The organism is Nigerium sp. (genome assembly GCF_039811905.1).
In the GTDB taxonomy this organism is placed as follows: Bacteria; Actinomycetota; Actinomycetes; order Propionibacteriales; family Propionibacteriaceae; genus Propioniciclava.
Genome location: NZ_JBDHZL010000067.1, coordinates 1 through 14115, shown reverse-complemented (window position 1 = coordinate 14115; position 14115 = coordinate 1). Strand labels below are relative to the sequence as shown.

The 14115-nt window shown below is 70.9% G+C and carries 15 protein-coding genes; 2 read left to right on the top strand and 13 right to left on the bottom strand.

Translation table 11 applies throughout. The annotated features are described in order from the left end of the window. Nucleotides 1-14: 14 nt before the first annotated feature. Nucleotides 15-1805, bottom strand: a complete 1791-nt coding sequence (locus WMJ97_RS10920) for an alpha-amylase family glycosyl hydrolase (RefSeq protein ID WP_347349021.1) — start codon at nt 1803-1805, stop codon at nt 15-17. A gap of 117 nt (nt 1806-1922) precedes the next feature. Between WMJ97_RS10920 and WMJ97_RS10915 the strand changes: the two genes are divergently transcribed. Both WMJ97_RS10915 and WMJ97_RS10910 read left to right on the top strand, forming a co-directional pair. After that, a complete protein-coding gene (locus tag WMJ97_RS10915) occupies nt 1923-2867 on the top strand; it encodes a hypothetical protein (RefSeq protein WP_347349020.1) in 945 nt (314 codons plus the stop codon). 7 nt (nt 2868-2874) lie between these two features. Beyond that, a complete protein-coding gene (locus WMJ97_RS10910) occupies nt 2875-3273 on the top strand; it encodes a DUF393 domain-containing protein (protein WP_347349019.1) in 399 nt (132 codons plus the stop codon). A 15-nt stretch (nt 3274-3288) separates the two neighbouring features. Here WMJ97_RS10910 and WMJ97_RS10905 read toward each other — a convergent pair whose 3' ends face one another. The 12 genes from WMJ97_RS10905 to WMJ97_RS10850 form a co-directional block, all read right to left on the bottom strand. After that, a complete protein-coding gene (locus WMJ97_RS10905; protein WP_347349018.1) occupies nt 3289-3735 on the bottom strand; it encodes a DUF86 domain-containing protein in 447 nt (148 codons plus the stop codon). Then, nucleotides 3732-4139, bottom strand: a complete 408-nt coding sequence (locus WMJ97_RS10900; protein WP_347349017.1) for a hypothetical protein — start codon at nt 4137-4139, stop codon at nt 3732-3734. Before WMJ97_RS10900 ends, WMJ97_RS10905 begins: the two co-directional genes overlap by 4 nt. A gap of 94 nt (nt 4140-4233) precedes the next feature. After that, nucleotides 4234-4662, bottom strand: coding sequence for a pyrimidine dimer DNA glycosylase/endonuclease V (locus WMJ97_RS10895; protein WP_347349016.1), 429 nt, complete (start codon nt 4660-4662; stop codon nt 4234-4236). Nucleotides 4663-4672: 10 nt separating this feature from the next. Continuing rightward, nucleotides 4673-5641, bottom strand: coding sequence for a glutathione S-transferase C-terminal domain-containing protein (locus WMJ97_RS10890; protein WP_347349015.1), 969 nt, complete (start codon nt 5639-5641; stop codon nt 4673-4675). Further along, entirely contained in the window at nt 5638-6651 is a 1014-nt protein-coding gene (locus tag WMJ97_RS10885) for a glutathione S-transferase C-terminal domain-containing protein (RefSeq protein ID WP_347349014.1), read from the bottom strand. The genes WMJ97_RS10890 and WMJ97_RS10885 overlap by 4 nt, the downstream gene beginning before the upstream one ends. Then, the gene (locus tag WMJ97_RS10880) at nt 6651-8012 is read right to left on the bottom strand and encodes an MFS transporter (protein ID WP_347349013.1); all 1362 of its coding nucleotides are present in this window, start codon (nt 8010-8012) and stop codon (nt 6651-6653) included. The genes WMJ97_RS10885 and WMJ97_RS10880 overlap by 1 nt, the downstream gene beginning before the upstream one ends. Nucleotides 8013-8178: 166 nt before the next feature. Next, nucleotides 8179-8337 (bottom strand): hypothetical protein, encoded by a 159-nt coding sequence (locus tag WMJ97_RS10875; protein WP_347349012.1) that lies wholly within the window; start codon nt 8335-8337, stop codon nt 8179-8181. 136 nt (nt 8338-8473) lie between these two features. Continuing rightward, on the bottom strand, nt 8474-9001 hold the full coding sequence (locus WMJ97_RS10870) for a GNAT family N-acetyltransferase (RefSeq protein ID WP_347349011.1): 528 nt from the start codon (nt 8999-9001) through the stop codon (nt 8474-8476). Between the two features lie 130 nt (nt 9002-9131). Next, the gene (locus WMJ97_RS10865) at nt 9132-9785 is read right to left on the bottom strand and encodes a lactate utilization protein C (RefSeq protein WP_347349010.1); all 654 of its coding nucleotides are present in this window, start codon (nt 9783-9785) and stop codon (nt 9132-9134) included. Next, on the bottom strand, nt 9782-11260 hold the full coding sequence (locus WMJ97_RS10860; protein ID WP_347349009.1) for a LutB/LldF family L-lactate oxidation iron-sulfur protein: 1479 nt from the start codon (nt 11258-11260) through the stop codon (nt 9782-9784). The genes WMJ97_RS10865 and WMJ97_RS10860 overlap by 4 nt, the downstream gene beginning before the upstream one ends. After that, on the bottom strand, nt 11260-12009 hold the full coding sequence (locus WMJ97_RS10855) for a (Fe-S)-binding protein (RefSeq protein WP_347349008.1): 750 nt from the start codon (nt 12007-12009) through the stop codon (nt 11260-11262). The genes WMJ97_RS10860 and WMJ97_RS10855 overlap by 1 nt, the downstream gene beginning before the upstream one ends. 14 nt (nt 12010-12023) lie before the next feature. After that, nucleotides 12024-13721, bottom strand: coding sequence for an L-lactate permease (locus tag WMJ97_RS10850; RefSeq protein ID WP_347349022.1), 1698 nt, complete (start codon nt 13719-13721; stop codon nt 12024-12026). Between the last annotated feature and the right edge of the window lie 394 nt (nt 13722-14115).

The following is a 14115-nucleotide window of genomic DNA, read 5'->3' as shown; positions in this document are numbered from 1 at the left end:
GAGCCGCGCCGCGCTCAGGCGTCCTGAGAGTAGATCAGCAGGCTGTAAGGGCCGATGCTGAGGTCGGTGTGGAAGGCGAGCCCGTCCTCCTCTTCGGTGAAGGGCTCGACGTCGAACGTCGGGAAGTCGCCGAACGCCGCGCTGTAGGCGGACGCGTCGCTGTTGAACCGGAGCTTCCACAGGCCGCCGGCGGGCCAGCCGATGCGGTAGCGCTCGCGGGCGTCCCGATGGAAGTTGGCGACGACGACCACGTCGTCGCCCGGCCCGTGCTCGGCCCAGCGCTGAAAGGCGATGACCTTGGCGTCCTCGTCGACATGGAAGACGTTGAGCCCCGAGCCGGTGAGCCCCCGCGTGACGCCGCCGCGGTTCAGGCGCAGGTCGATGAGGTCCTGGTACAGGCGCGCGATGCCGTGGAAGTCGTCGGCGCGCAGCCAGTCGAGCGGGTCGTCGTCGGAGAACCAGCCGCCCTCGAGCGCCTCTTGGCCCTGAAAGATCATCGGGACGCCGGGGGCCGTCATCACGAGCCCGCCGCCGAGCGTCGAGCGCTTCTGCGCCCACCAGCCCGTCTCGTCGGCCGCGTCGATCTCGTGCGGGACGCGCGCCGACCCGTTGGCGACCTCGTCGTGGCTCTCGGTGTAGATCACCCGCTGCAGGGCGTCGCCGTTGAACGCATGCCGGACGGCGTCCGCCACCGACCCCATCGACCGCTGGTCGTCGTCGGCGACGATGATCGCCGCGCGCACCGGGTGGACGAACGCGGCGTCCCACTGGGCGTGGAAGCCCGCCGCATCGGACGCCTGCCCGGTCATGCGGTCGTGGCCGTGCAGGTCCTCGGCGATGACGATGCGTCCAGGGAACTCCTCGCGCACCGAGTCGGTGATCCAGCGCATGAGGGACATCCCCTCCTCCAGGCCGAACCCGTTGCCGTCGACGCTGCGCATGTAGGGCGTCATGTCGAGGCGCAGGCCGTCGACGTGGTACTCCCGGAGCCACAACAGCGCGTTGTCGCGGATGAACCGCCGCACCTCCTCGCGGCCGTAGTCGGGACGCGTATCGCCCCAGGGCGTGGCGCTGCGCTCATCGTTGTAGAAATAGATGCCGCCCTTGTCGTTCTCGCTCCAGCCGTCGAACCGCCACAGGTTGAGGTCGGAGGGGCCGAAGTGGTTGTAGACCACGTCCTGAATCACGGCGATGCCGCGTCGGTGAGCCTCCTTCACCAGGGTCTTGAAGGCGTCCGGGCCGCCGTAGGCGCTCTCGACGGCGAAGATGTGCGCCGGGTTGTAGCCCCACGACAGGTCGCCGGCGAACTCGGAGATCGGCATGATCTCGATCGCGTTGACGCCGAGCTCCTTGAGGTAGTCGAGCTTGCCGACGGCGTCCGCGAAGTCGCCGACGCCCAGGTCGGGCGCGAACGTGCCGATGTGCAACTCGTAGATGACGAGCTCGTGGTGGGGCGGGCAGTGGGCCTGGTCGCCCTCCCAGTCGAAGCCGTCGGCGTCGCAGATCACGCCGTTGCCGACGGAGTTCGTCACCTCCAGCGCGTACGGGTCGACGCGGGTGAACGTCTCGTCGCCGTGGGTCAGCGAGTACCGGTAGGCGTGCCCGACGCCCGCTCCCGACACGTAGCCGTACCAGTACCCGTTGCCCTCGCCGGCGAGCGGGTCGGCGTCCGCCGCCCAAGCGTTGAAATCGCCGACGACCGACACGGCGGACGCGTGCGGCGCCCAGACGCGGAAGCCGCACCCGTCGGGGCCCACGATCGCGCCCATCCCGTCGAAAACGGGCTGGGTGGGGGACTGGCTCATGGGGGTCCTTTCGCCGGAGAACGGGCCCGAACCTACGCCCAGGCGAGGGTTCGTGACCACCGAACCGGACGCCCGGCGGGTTACAGTCGTGTCCCGAAGGGCCTTGAAAGGGGGCGGATGACCATGCTGACCACGCCGTCGAGCCGCGGAGGCGCGCTCCGTCGCGGCGTCCGTTCGAGCAGCGAGCGCGACGCCCGTCGCGCCTCAGATCGCGCCCCGCGCCAGGCATCTCGGACATCTCGGACACATCGGACGCCTCGGGCGGCGGTCGCGGCGGCGTCCGTCCTGGCGGCGCTCGTGGCGTCCGGCTGTGCGCCAGCGGCGTCCCCGACGGCGATGCCGAGCCCGGTCGAGAGCCCCACGACGGTCACGCCGGCGCCCTCGATGCCGGCGGCCAGCCCGACGCCCACCCGCGCCCCCGAGACCACCCGGACCCCCACGCGGACGCCCACGCCCACCCCCACCCGGACGCCGACGCCGACACCCACCCAGACGCCCACGCCGACCCCCGCGCGGCCCGCGAACACCGGGACGCTGCCCGCCGGGCTCGCGCTGCCGCACGCCGCCGCGGACGGCTACGAGACCCTGCCCGCCCTGCCCGAGTTCGCGCGATGCGACGACCCGATCTCGCCCGAGGGCGTGACGGCCAGCCGCTTCCTGTTCGCGGAGGGCCCCGAGTCGGTGCAGACCGAGGGGGTGCTGGTGTTCGCGGACGCGGCGTCCGCTGAGCGGTTCGTCGGCCGCGTCTCGGACGCCACGCGCGCCTGCCCGGTCGCCACGAACGCCACCGACGCCGAGCATCGCTACGCGAACGCCGCCCAGGAGACCCGCACCGAGCAGGGCGTCGGGCTGCGCGTCGACTCCACGCTGGAGACGAACGCGTCGGGGACGTGGGGCGCGCGTCCGGGCGGGACGGCGTACCTGCTCGTCCGGAAGGGCGCCGTCGTGGCCTACGCCGAGGACTCCAGCGAGGCGATCGTCGGGTCGTCCGATCCGAGCACGACCGAGGCCGTCACCGCGCTGCGGACCGTCGTCGACCAGATCCTCGCCACGGCCCGGTGAGGCCGCGGTGAGGCCCGATCCGGACGCCGCGAGCAGCACGCCGGCGGCCGGCGGCGTCCTGCTGTATGACTCTGACTGCGGGTTTTGCACGCGTAGCGCGGAGTTCCTGCGCCGGCGGCGTCCCGGATGCGAGATTCGCCCGATGACGGACGCCGCGCTGGCCGGCTTCGGCGTGGACGCCGAGCGGGCGCGCCGGGAGGTGCCGTTCGTGGACGCCGCGGGCGTCCGGTGGGGCGCGGACGCCGTCGCCGCCGCCCTCGCGACCTGCCCGGGCGGCTGGCGCGCCGCCGGGTGGCTGATCGGACGCCCGCCGCTCGCCTGGGTGGCCCGCCCCGTCTACGCGTGGGTCGCCGCGCACCGGCACGAGCTGCCCGGCGGGACGGCGTCCTGCGAGCTGCCGCGGTAGCGGAGCCCGGTCGCCTCAGTGCGTCTCGGGCCCGGAACGGGCCCAGGCCGACACGTCCCGCACGTAGGCGGCGTAGTCGCGCGCGGCCTCAGCGGCTGCGGCAGCGACCTGGCGCAGATCGATCTCGAGGTATTCGTGCACAAGCACGTTACGCAGGCCGATGCTCGGACGGAGGGCCGTCGCCAGGGACTCGGAGATCACCCCGGCCCGGGCGATCGCACTCAGGGCCGTTCGGAGGTCGGCCGCCGGGACCGACGCGACGGTCGCGGCCACGTGCGCGTTGATGTCGGTCGCCAACGTGACGAGTTGCGTCAGGATGCGTTCGACCGCGTGGCGCAGCAGCCGGTCGGACGCCAGCCGTTCGGGGGTGATCTCGCCCACCTCGGCCAGATCGGACAGACGCTGCCGCATCATCAGGAGGCGCTCCGTCACCACTCCTGCGGCGTAGTCGCGGGGGCTCATTCGGACATCACCCGCAGCGCGAGGTCGCGGAGGTGTTGCGTGTCGTAGAACTCACCCATCGCCGCCATCTGCCGCCGGGCGAACTTGCCGGGGGTGAGTTCGACGAGGACGTCCCCACGGGCGAGCGCCTCGAAGCGGGCCACGATGCCGGCGCGGTCGAGGGCGAGCACGTCGAACTGGTCGCCGTAGCGCTCCTCGAGAGCGTTGACGACGGCGAGGTGATCGGCCTCGCCGTAGCGGACACCGCTGTAGGCGACATCGACGTCGTGGGCGCTCCCCGGAGTCTCGCGGGCGCTGCCGAACAGGACGAGCAGGTCGACGCCGAGCGGTTCGCACACGGAGGCGAGCACGCCGGACGCCGCGTCCGCGCGTAGGCGCGCCGCGACCGATTCGACCGTGCTCATGGGGTCAGCCTACGGCCACCCGGGAGGCCCCGGCAGCCCGCCACCGCCGCGGACCGGGCCTGTCGGGCCGACACCCGCACCGGACCGTCCTCGCTCAGCCCGCGGGACGCTCCCACGGTTCGACGGGGCCGTCGACCAGGCGAAACAGCGGGTGCGGCTCGGCGACGCCGGGAAGCCGAACGAGGTCGTCCGGGCTGCGGGACGCCAGCTTGGCCGCCAGGTGCGCCCGCTCGAACGCGAGCTGGCCGTCGGTGACGGTGAGCGAGGCGGCGGCGTCCGGACGGTCGATGCGGGCCGCGTCGAACCGGTACCCCCGCCCGGACGCCTCCCGCTGCACCCCGCGCAGGTAGGCGCCGACGGCGTCCAGGGGATCGGGGGCCGCCCGGAACCGGTCGAGCTGTGGGTGCCGGGTGTAGCCGCGGGTGCGTCCGGCGAGCACGGCCTGCGCGAGCAGCGCCTCGCGCCAGCAGGCGGTGAGCCCCTGGCGATCGAGGTGCTTCGGGTGCAGCGACCACAGCCTCATGCCGGACGCCTCAGCGACGGAACTTCTCGGACGTCCCCGACAGCCGCTCGCGGCCGTGCGGGGCGTCCCAGCCGGAGGTGTCCGGACCCTTGGGGACGATCCCGTTCACCGACGTCACGCCCGGCGACCCGAAATAGCCGCGCTTGATGCCGTCGAAGTCGGTCGTCGAGCCGAAGCCGGGCGTCTGGTACAGGTCGCGCGCGTAGGCCCACAGGTGCTCGAAGTCGACCAGCCGCTGCCGGTTCGCCTTGAACCCCCCGTAGTAGGCGGCGTCGAAGCGGGCGAGCGTCACGTACAGCCGGACGTCGGAGTCGGTGATGAAGTCCCCGAACAGGAACCGGCGGGACGCCAGCCGCTCCTCGAGCCGGTCAAGCGCCGCGAACAGGGTGTCGTAGGCGTCGGAGTAGGCCTGCTGGGAGACCGCGAAGCCGCACTTGTAGACGCCGTTGTTGACCTCGTCGAACAGGCGGGCGTTGAACGCGTCGATGTCGTCGCGCAGCTCGAGCGGGTAGAGGTCGGGGGCGTCGGCGGCGTGGAACGGCTTCCACGCGGTCTCCCAGTAGTTGGTGAGCCGGTGGTAGTCGTTCTGGACAACCGCCCCCGTCGTCACGTCGACGACGGCCGGGATCGTGCCGCGCTTGTCGTAGTCGGGGTCGGCCGCCCGGTAGGCCTCGATGAGGTACTCGATGCCGAGCACCGGGTCGCGGCCGTCGGGGTCGAGCGCGAACCGCCAGCCGTTCTCGGTGCGGACCGGGTCGACCCAGCCCAGCGAGATCGCGTCCGTGAGGCCCAGCAGCTCCCGGACGATCACCTGCCGGTGCGCCCACGGGCAGATCGCGCCCGCGATGAGCCGGTAGCGGCCCGCCTCGACGGGCAGCTCGCCCGGGCCGTCGCCGAACGGCGTCGTGAACGAGTTGGACTGCCGCTGGAAGTTGCCCCGGCTGCCCGACTCGCGGGTCATCTCGCTGATCTTGCTCATGCTTCTGCTTCCTCCTGCCTGCGGACGCCGGCGGCGTCCGTCTTCTCGTGGAACAGCGGCTCGTCGCCGAAGCGGGCCGCGCGGTCGGTGGGCGCGCGCCAGGCGCCCTCGTCGGGGCCCTTGGGGACGATGCCGAACTGCGACCGCACCACCGGGATCGAGTAATAGTGGCGCTTGATGTGGTCGAAGTCGGTCGTCGAGCCGAACCCGGGCAGCGCGTAGAGCTCGCGGGCGTAGGCCCACAGGTTCGGGAACTCGGTGAGCCGCTGCCGGTTGCAGTGGAACGCGCCGTGATAGGCCGCGTCGAACCGGACGAGGGTCACCCAGAGCCGCACGTCGGCGTCCGTGACCTGGTTGCCGACGAGGAAGCGGGAGCGTCCGAGGCGGACCTCGAGCGTGTCGAGGGCCTCGAACAGGACGTCGTAGGCGTCCTCGTACGCCTCCTGCGTCCGGGCGAAGCCGCACCGGTAGACGCCGTTGTTGACGCGCTCGAACACGAACGCGGAGATCTCGTCGATCTGGTCGCGCAGCCCGGCCGGGTAGAGGTCGGGCGCGCCGGGCGCGTGCAGGGGCGCCCAGGCGGTCTCCCAGTAGTGGGTCAGCCGGTGGTAGTCGTTCTGGACGACCGCCCCCGTCGTCAGGTCGACGACGGCCGGCACGGTCGGACGCCGGTCGTAGCCCGGGTCGGCGGCGAGGTACGCCTCGCGGAGCTCGTGGATGCCGAGCACCGGGTCGACGCCGCCCGGGTCGAGGGTGAACTCCCAGCCGTTCTCGCCGCGGATCGGGTCGACGACGCCGACGCTGATGGCGTCCGTGAGGCCCAGCAGCTCGCGCACGATGAGTTGCCGGTGCGCCCATGGGCACAGCTTGCCGACGATGAGCCGGTAGCGGCCGGCCTCGACGGGCAGCTCGCCGGGGGCGTCCCCGAACGGCGTCGTGAACGCGTTGCCCTGCCGCTTGAACTCGCCGTTCGCGCCGGCCTCGGCCTTCAGGTGATCGTGGGCGGGCATCAGTTCTCCTTCGTGGCGTGGGCGGCCGGCGTGAGCGTGCGATCGGACGCCGTCGTCGCGTCGGCGGCGAGATCCTTGCCCCGAGTCTCGGGGATGCGGAGCGCCACCACGATCGACACGACCAGGGCGGCGGTGACGTAGAGGCCGAAGTCCTGCGGGCCCCAGGTGGACGAGATCCACGTCTGCAGGAACGGGACGGTGCCGCCGAACACCGCGGTCGCGAGGGCGTAGGAGAAGCCGACGCCGATCGTCCGGATGCTGGTGGGCACGAGCTCGGCCATGAGGGCCGGCGCGATCGAGAGCGGGGCGGACAGCAGCAGGAACGACACGACCATGGTGAGCGCCATCCGCTGCCACGAGCCGTCGAGGAACGCCATGAACGGGTAGGTCGTGAGCGCGAGGCCGACGAAGCCGATGAGGGTGACGGGCTTGCGTCCGATGCGGTCGGAGAGGCGTCCCCACAGGGGCAACGCGCCGATGGCGAGCACCTGGCTGACGACGCCGACCCAGAGCACCTGCGCCGGGTTCGAGTGGAAGACCGCGATGTGGTAGCCGCCGATCGCGGCCCAGTTCTGGAACGCGATCGTGAGGCCGATGGTCAGCCCGATGATCTGCAACGCCGGACGCCGGGCGGCCCACATCTCCGCCCAGACCGACGGCTTGTCGACGTTCGCGGACGTCTCGGTGAAGACCTCGGTCTCGTGCAGGCGCCACACCAGGTACAGGGCGACGACGCTGCCGAGCGCGCCGACGAAGAACGGGACGCGCCACGCCCAGGCGCGCAGCGCCTCCGCGCCGACGGTGCTCGACAAGAGCGCGCCGAGCAGCGTCGCGAGGGCGCCGCCGGCCATGATCGACATGTACACCCAGGCCGACCAGGCGCCGCGGGTGCGCGGGGTGGCGACCTCGGCGACGTACGCGCCGGCCGCCGGCTGCTCGCCGCCGTGGGCCAGGCCCTGGATGATCCGGGCGCTGACCAGGACGATCGCCGCCCCGATCCCGATCGTGTCGTGCGTCGGCGACAGCGCGATCAGCAGGGTGCCGAGCAGCGCGGTGAGCGAGGTGAGGTAGAGGGAGACGCGGCGTCCGCGGGTGTCGGAGATGTGCCCGAACAACAGGCTGCCCAGCGGACGCGCGATGAAGCCCACCGCGAGCACGGCCAGCGACTGCAGGAACGCGCCGGTCGTGTTGCCCGGCGACGCGACGAAGAACGCCGCCGCGAAGAACGGGGCGAACGTGTTGTAGATGGTGAAGTCGAAGACCTCCATCGTGCTGCCGGCGACGGCCCCCAGCAGCCCGCGGGGGCGCTTGGGGGAGCCGGGAGCGGCGACGGGGTCGTTCACAGCGGTGGGGGTACTCATGGGAGTCTCCTGAAGGGACGCCGCGGGCGTCCGGTGGTTCGGGGGTTGCGGATGGTTCCTGGGCGCCGACGAGGAAGGTCTGCGCGGTCGTGCGGCCGAGTTGGCCCGCGCAACGCAGGGGAGACGGGAGGTGACGAGCACACCGGCTTCTGCGGGGCGGCTTTCGTCAGGCATGACAAAGGGTGCTGTCGACGCGGAGGAAGTCCACGTGACGGCGGCGCGTCCCGGCCAGGGGCCGGAAGAGCGCGCGATCGCCGGCGGCCAGGACCCGGGAGCTGACATGCCCGATGGACGCCGTCGCGTGCGTCGTTCGTCCATCGGTCATGGCCACAAGCTACGCCCGGATAGTTGAAGCATCAAGTCTCTTGCCGCGGGTTGCCGACCCCCGCCCCGTGTGCGTTTCTACCTGACGTTCTCCACATCAGAGTGTGGAGTAGGTCAGGTAGAAACGCACACACGGGTCAGCGGCGGCGCTTCTCGAAGCGGAAGAGTTCCGAACTCACGTCGGCGGGCATGCCGCCGACCTGGTCGCCGTGCTGGTGCGGGTCACGGTGCCCCTGGTGGAAGAACTCGACGATGTGAAAGCCCAGCTTGTTCACGTAGAAGTGGATGTCGCGCTTCTCGTGGTACGGCGTGGTGGTCTCCCAGACGGAGACCTCGGGGTGCATGGCCTCCAGGCCCTCCCAGATCGCGCGGCCCGTGCCCGTGCCCTGGGACCCGACCTTCACGTACAGCAGGGCCAGCTCGCCGCGCTCGCCGCCCGGCTCCGCCGTGATGATCGCGCCGCCCAGCACGTCGTCGCCCGACATCGCGAAGTACGCTTCGGCGCCCGGAGCGGCGAAGGACTGCTCGACGTCCTCGGCCGGAAGGATCTTCTGCGACCACGGGCCGTTGAGGTCCTCGAAGCTGACCTGAAAGGCCTCCTGGATCTGAGAGACGAACGTCGGCTTCATCTCGGGGGACACGGGCACGAGGGTCACATCGCTCACCCGGTGCAGGCTACCGTGCCCGCCCCCGGACGCGCCGGTGGCGTGGGGATCACGCTCGATCCCCACGCCACCGGTGCTGGTCGGACGCTCGGCGTCCGCTCGGGTGTGGTGCCCGGTCAGAGGCGAAGGGTCACCCCTCCACCAGGACGACCGTCAGGTGCCGCGGCCCATGGACGCCTTCGACGCGGCTGAGCTCGATGTCGCTCGTCGCCGATCCGCCCGACAGCCACGTCACGGCCCGGCCCTCGCGCATGCCCGGCGCCAGCCGCGCGATGCCCTCGGGGACGTCGCTCACGACCTGGTCGGCCCGGACGACGCAGACGTGCCGGTCCGGCACCAGGCTGAGCGCGCGGCGTCCCTGGCCCTCGACGTGATCGAGGGCCACCGTGCCGGAGTCGGCCATCGCGACCGCGCACGTCGTCAACACGGCGTCGATCGAGTTCAGCTCGGCGCTGGACAGCGGCGGGTCGTCACGCCGGACGGTCAGCCCGGACGCCTCGAGCGCGGCCACCCATTCGTCCGGGATGCCGTCGGGGACGACGACGCTGCCGGCGCCGCAGTCATGCAGGGCCTTCGCGACGGTCTCCGGCAGGCTCCCCGCGGGGCAGCGGGTCACGACGGCCTTGTAGTCCTCGACCTTCTCGACGAAGTCGGCCAGGACGTCCTCGGTGGCCAGCGGTTGCCCGTAGACCCACTCGATCGGAACGTCGACCTCGGGATCCGACTCGGTCACGTCGCGCGTGGCCTCGCGGATGCGGTTCAGGATGTCCTCGCGCGCGCTCACTTCGCGCCTCCTTCGCGGTTCTTCTTCCACCACATGCGGAAGGTCTCGGTCGGTGGGGCGTCCACGTCGCGGGCGCGTAGCCAGCGCGACGCGAGCGGGATGGGCATCGGGCCGATCCAGCGGGTGCCGAACACCCGGCCGGCGGCCTTGCTCGCCACCTGGGCGGTGGCCAGATGGCTGCCCCGCTCCATCAGCCAGCCGGCGCTCTTCATGAGGGCCTGCTCGCCCGTCGGATGCTTGGACGTCTTGTACTCGACGACCTTGTGGCGCATGTGCACGAGGATGTCGGTGAACGGGATCTTCACCGGGCACACCTCGTTGCAGGCGCCGCACAACGAGGACGCGAACGGCAGCGCCCGGTCCTTCGGATCCTCAAGGCCGCGCAGCTGCGGCCCGAGGATCGCCCCGATCGGGCCCGGGTACGGGTTGCCGTAGGCGTGGCCGCCGGCGCGCTCGTAGACCGGGCAGATGTTCAGGCAGGCCGAGCAGCGGATGCACCGCAGCGCCGCCCGCCCCTGCGGGTCGGCGAGCACGTTGGTGCGGCCGTTGTCGAGCAGGATCACGTGGAGGTCCTGCGGGCCGTCGCCGGGGGTGACGCCGGTCCACATCGAGGTGTACGGGTTCATCCGCTCGCCGGTGGACGAACGCGGCAGCAGCTTGAGGAAGACCTCGAGATCCTCGATCGTCGGCAGGATCTTCTCGATGCCGACCACCGACACGAGCGTCTCGGGCAGCGTCAGGCACATGCGCCCGTTGCCCTCGGACTCGACGATGACCAGCGTGCCCGTCTCGGCGACGATGAAGTTGCCGCCCGAGACGGCCATCTTCGCCCGCAGGAACTTCTCGCGCAGGTGCCCCCGCGCGGCGTTCGTGAGCTCGGCCGGGTTGTTCGAGATGCCCTCCGGCGCGGGCGTGCCGTAGCGGCCCATCTCCTCGGTGAAGATGTGCTGCACCTCGTCGCGGTTGCGGTGGATCGCCGGGACGAGGATGTGGCTGGGCAGATCGTGGCCCAACTGGACGATCAGCTCGGCGAGGTCGGTCTCCCAGGCCGCGATGCCCTGGGACTCCAGGTACTCGTTGAGTTCGGTCTCCTGCGTCACCATCGACTTGATCTTCACGACCTCGTCGACGCCCTTCTGCGTGGCGATGGACGCCACGATCCGGTTGGCCTCGTCGCCGTTCCTCGCCCAATGCACGGTGATGCCGGCGGCCTTCATCGCTTCTTCGGCCTGGACGAGGTAGGTGTCCAGGTGGCGGCCCACCCGGTCCTTGATGTGCTCGGCGGCGGTCCGCAGCTCTTCCCAGTTCGGCACCTCGGACGCCCGCACGGCTCGCTTCTCACGGATCGTCGTCGTCGCGTGCCGCAGGTTGTCGCGCTGCTGGGTGTTCGCCAGGGCCGGCTTGACGGCGAGCGGGAAGGGCTTGTCGGTCCACGTCCCCGGCTCGGGGGTCCGTCGGGTGGTCGTGTCGGTCATCACTGCTCCTTCTCGGTGTGCTCGAGGATCTCGGCGAGGTGGATCGTCTTGATGGGGGAGCCCTCGCGGTGCAGGATGCCCCCCACGTTCATCAGGCAGGCGTAGTCACCCATGACCAGGTACTCGGCGTTCGTCGACTTCACGTTGGCCGCCTTGTCGGTCGCCATCGCGATCGAGACGTCGGGGTTCTTGATCGAGAACGTGCCCCCGAAGCCGCAGCACTGCTCGGACTTCGGCAGCTCGACGTACTCGATGCCCTTCACCGCGGTGAGGAGCCGGATCGGCCGGTCCCCGACGTGGGCGACGCGCACCGAGTGGCAGGTCGGGTGGTAGGTGACGCGGTGCGGGAAGTACGCACCGACGTCGGTGAGCCCGAGGACGTCCACGATGAACTCCGAGAGCTCGTAGGTGCGCCCGGCGACGGCGGCGGCCTCCTTCGCGAGACCCTCGTCGCCCGCCTCGCGCGCCAGCATCTCGTGCTGGTGCCGGACGGAGCCGACGCACGAGCCGGACGGCCCGACGATGTAGTCGTAGTCGCCGAAGCTCTCCACGTAGTTGCGGACCGTCGGGATGGCCTCGTCGAAGTAGCCGGTGTTGGTCATGATCTGCCCGCAGCAGGTCTGACGATCCGGGTAGGAAACCCGGCAGCCGAGCCGCTCGAGCAGGTGCACGGTGGCGACCGGGATCGAGGGTTTCATGGTGTCGGCGATGCAGGTCGCGAAGATGGCGACGTGTGGTGCAGCGGTCATGGTGTGCCTTTCGATCAGGGGAGGAGTCCGCTGAGGATGGGGGTCGACATGAGGCCTGACAGCAGGCAGAGCAGGGCGAGGAGCACGAAGCTCCAGCCGATGATGCGCCGCAGGATGATCGACTCGGAGCCCGCGATGCCGATGGCGGTCGCGGCGATGGTGAGCGATTGCGGGGAGATCATCTTGCCGACGACACCGCCGGCGGCGTTCGAGCCGACGAGCAGGGCCCGCATGTCCTCGACGCCCAGATGGCTCCCCGCGCCGATCTGCTGGCCGACGCTCGACTGCAACCCGGAGAACAGGATGTTGGCCGAGGTGTCGGAGCCGGTCACGTACGTCCCGATCCAGCCGAGCACCGGCGCGATGAACGGGTAGAGGGCGCCGGCGCCGGCGAAGAACAGCCCGAGGGCCAGCGTCTGGCCCGAGTCGCCCATGACGTAGGCCAGGGCGACGACCGAGCCGATGGTCAGCATGGCGAACCGCAGCTTCTTCGCGTTGACGACCAGCACCGTGAAGATCTCGCCGAGGGACATCCGGTAGATCAGGCCGGTCACGATCGCGACCAGCGCCAGCAGGATGCCGGGGGTGGACGCCCACGCGAACGTGTACGCGATGTGCGCCGACGGAGCCCCCGCGGACGTCTGCAGGTCGGCGAGCAGAGGCCAACCGACCTTGATGTCGGTCGCGGCGAGGGCCGCCTTGACCGGCGGCAGGGCCGCGAGAGCGAACACGACGATCACGAGCAGGTACGGAACGAGGGCCATGAAGATGCGCCCGCCGTCCAGGGTGGGGGCGTCCGCCGACTCGGCGGAGAGCGGCTTGCGCTTGCCCTCGATGGACTGGTCGATCGGGACGCCGATGCGCTCGGTCGCCTCGTGGCCGCCCGTCGGGTGCCAGAACCGGAGGAACGCGATCGCGACGCCGACGCTGACGACCGCCGCGAAGACCTCGGTGAGGTTGTAGAGCGGGGTGGCCGAGACGATCCACTTCGTGATGCCGAAGGTGATGCCCACGACGAGACCGAACGGCCAGCACTGCGCGAGGCCCTTCTTGCCGTCCATGACGGCGAGGAGGAGGAACGGCACGACGAGGCACATGATCGCCGTCAGGCGTCCGGTGATGGGAGAGATCGCCAAGACATCCTCGAAGCCACCGCTGCGGGCCGCCATCAGCACCGGCAGGCCGACCGCGCCGAACGCGACCGGCACGGTGTTGGCGAGCAGGGCGATGAGCGCCGAGCGCAGGGGGGAGAACCCGATCGCCACGAGCATGGCGGCGGTGATCGCGACGGGCGCGCCGAAGCCGGCGAGCGCCTCCAGCAGGCCACCGAAGCAGAACGCGATCAGCAGCGCGAGCACGCGGGGATCGTCGCTGATCAGGAAGAACGTGCGGCGGAGGTCGTCGAAGCGCCCGGACGCCACGGTGACCTCATACATCCAGATCGCGGTCAGCAGGATCCAGACGATGGGGAAGATGCCGTAGATGAACCCCTGGACGCTGGTCGACAGCGCCATGGCCGCCGGCATGCGGTACGCGGTGATGGCGACGATGAACGCGAGGACCCACGAGAAGGGCCCAGCCAGGTGGGCCTTCCAGCGGAGACCGCCGAGCGTGACGAGCATCGCGATGATGGGGATGGCAGCCACGAGTGCCGAGAGCCATTGGGCCCCGAGCGGATCGGTGGCGGGCCGGAAGACTTCCAGAAGCATGATGAACTCCGTCGTTCCGAGACCTAGTGGTCTGACTAAGAAATGCTATGGTCGGACCATAGGGAGAAGACTACCGCATGTCAACTTCGTGCGCGGGAGAATGTGCAGGTTCACCCCGGGTTCTGAGCGGGTCCGCATTTGCCCGGGGGCGACGTCGCGCAGGGACGCCTCGGGCGTCCGGCTTGCCCCGGGCGAGGGGCGCGCCGGCGCCAGCGCGCCGGACGATCGTCGCGACGAAGGTCGCGATCGTGCCGACCGTGGTCGAGAACGGCGCTGCCGAAGGTCGAGGACGCCCCCGGGCGCATTTAGCGTAGTGAGCGACACCGTGTCGACCGGAAGGAACCGTTCATGCCCGCCCAGCTGCCTCGCTGGAACATCGGCGTCGGACGCGTCCTGC

Excerpts from the sequence above, each read along its gene's own strand:
- WMJ97_RS10920 (WP_347349021.1), bottom strand. The coding sequence starts at position 1,805 with ATGAGCCAGTCCCCCACCCAGCCCGTTTTCGACGGGATGGGCGCGATC.
- WMJ97_RS10915 (WP_347349020.1), top strand. The coding sequence starts at position 1,923 with ATGACCATGCTGACCACGCCGTCGAGCCGCGGAGGCGCGCTCCGTCGC.
- WMJ97_RS10905 (WP_347349018.1), bottom strand. The coding sequence starts at position 3,735 with ATGAGCCCCCGCGACTACGCCGCAGGAGTGGTGACGGAGCGCCTCCTG.
- WMJ97_RS10900 (WP_347349017.1), bottom strand. The coding sequence starts at position 4,139 with ATGAGCACGGTCGAATCGGTCGCGGCGCGCCTACGCGCGGACGCGGCG.
- WMJ97_RS10895 (WP_347349016.1), bottom strand. The coding sequence starts at position 4,662 with ATGAGGCTGTGGTCGCTGCACCCGAAGCACCTCGATCGCCAGGGGCTC.
- WMJ97_RS10890 (WP_347349015.1), bottom strand. The coding sequence starts at position 5,641 with ATGAGCAAGATCAGCGAGATGACCCGCGAGTCGGGCAGCCGGGGCAAC.
- WMJ97_RS10885 (WP_347349014.1), bottom strand. The coding sequence starts at position 6,651 with ATGCCCGCCCACGATCACCTGAAGGCCGAGGCCGGCGCGAACGGCGAG.
- WMJ97_RS10880 (WP_347349013.1), bottom strand. The coding sequence starts at position 8,012 with ATGAGTACCCCCACCGCTGTGAACGACCCCGTCGCCGCTCCCGGCTCC.
- WMJ97_RS10875 (WP_347349012.1), bottom strand. The coding sequence starts at position 8,337 with ATGACCGATGGACGAACGACGCACGCGACGGCGTCCATCGGGCATGTC.
- WMJ97_RS10860 (WP_347349009.1), bottom strand. The coding sequence starts at position 11,260 with ATGACCGACACGACCACCCGACGGACCCCCGAGCCGGGGACGTGGACC.
- WMJ97_RS10855 (WP_347349008.1), bottom strand. The coding sequence starts at position 12,009 with ATGACCGCTGCACCACACGTCGCCATCTTCGCGACCTGCATCGCCGAC.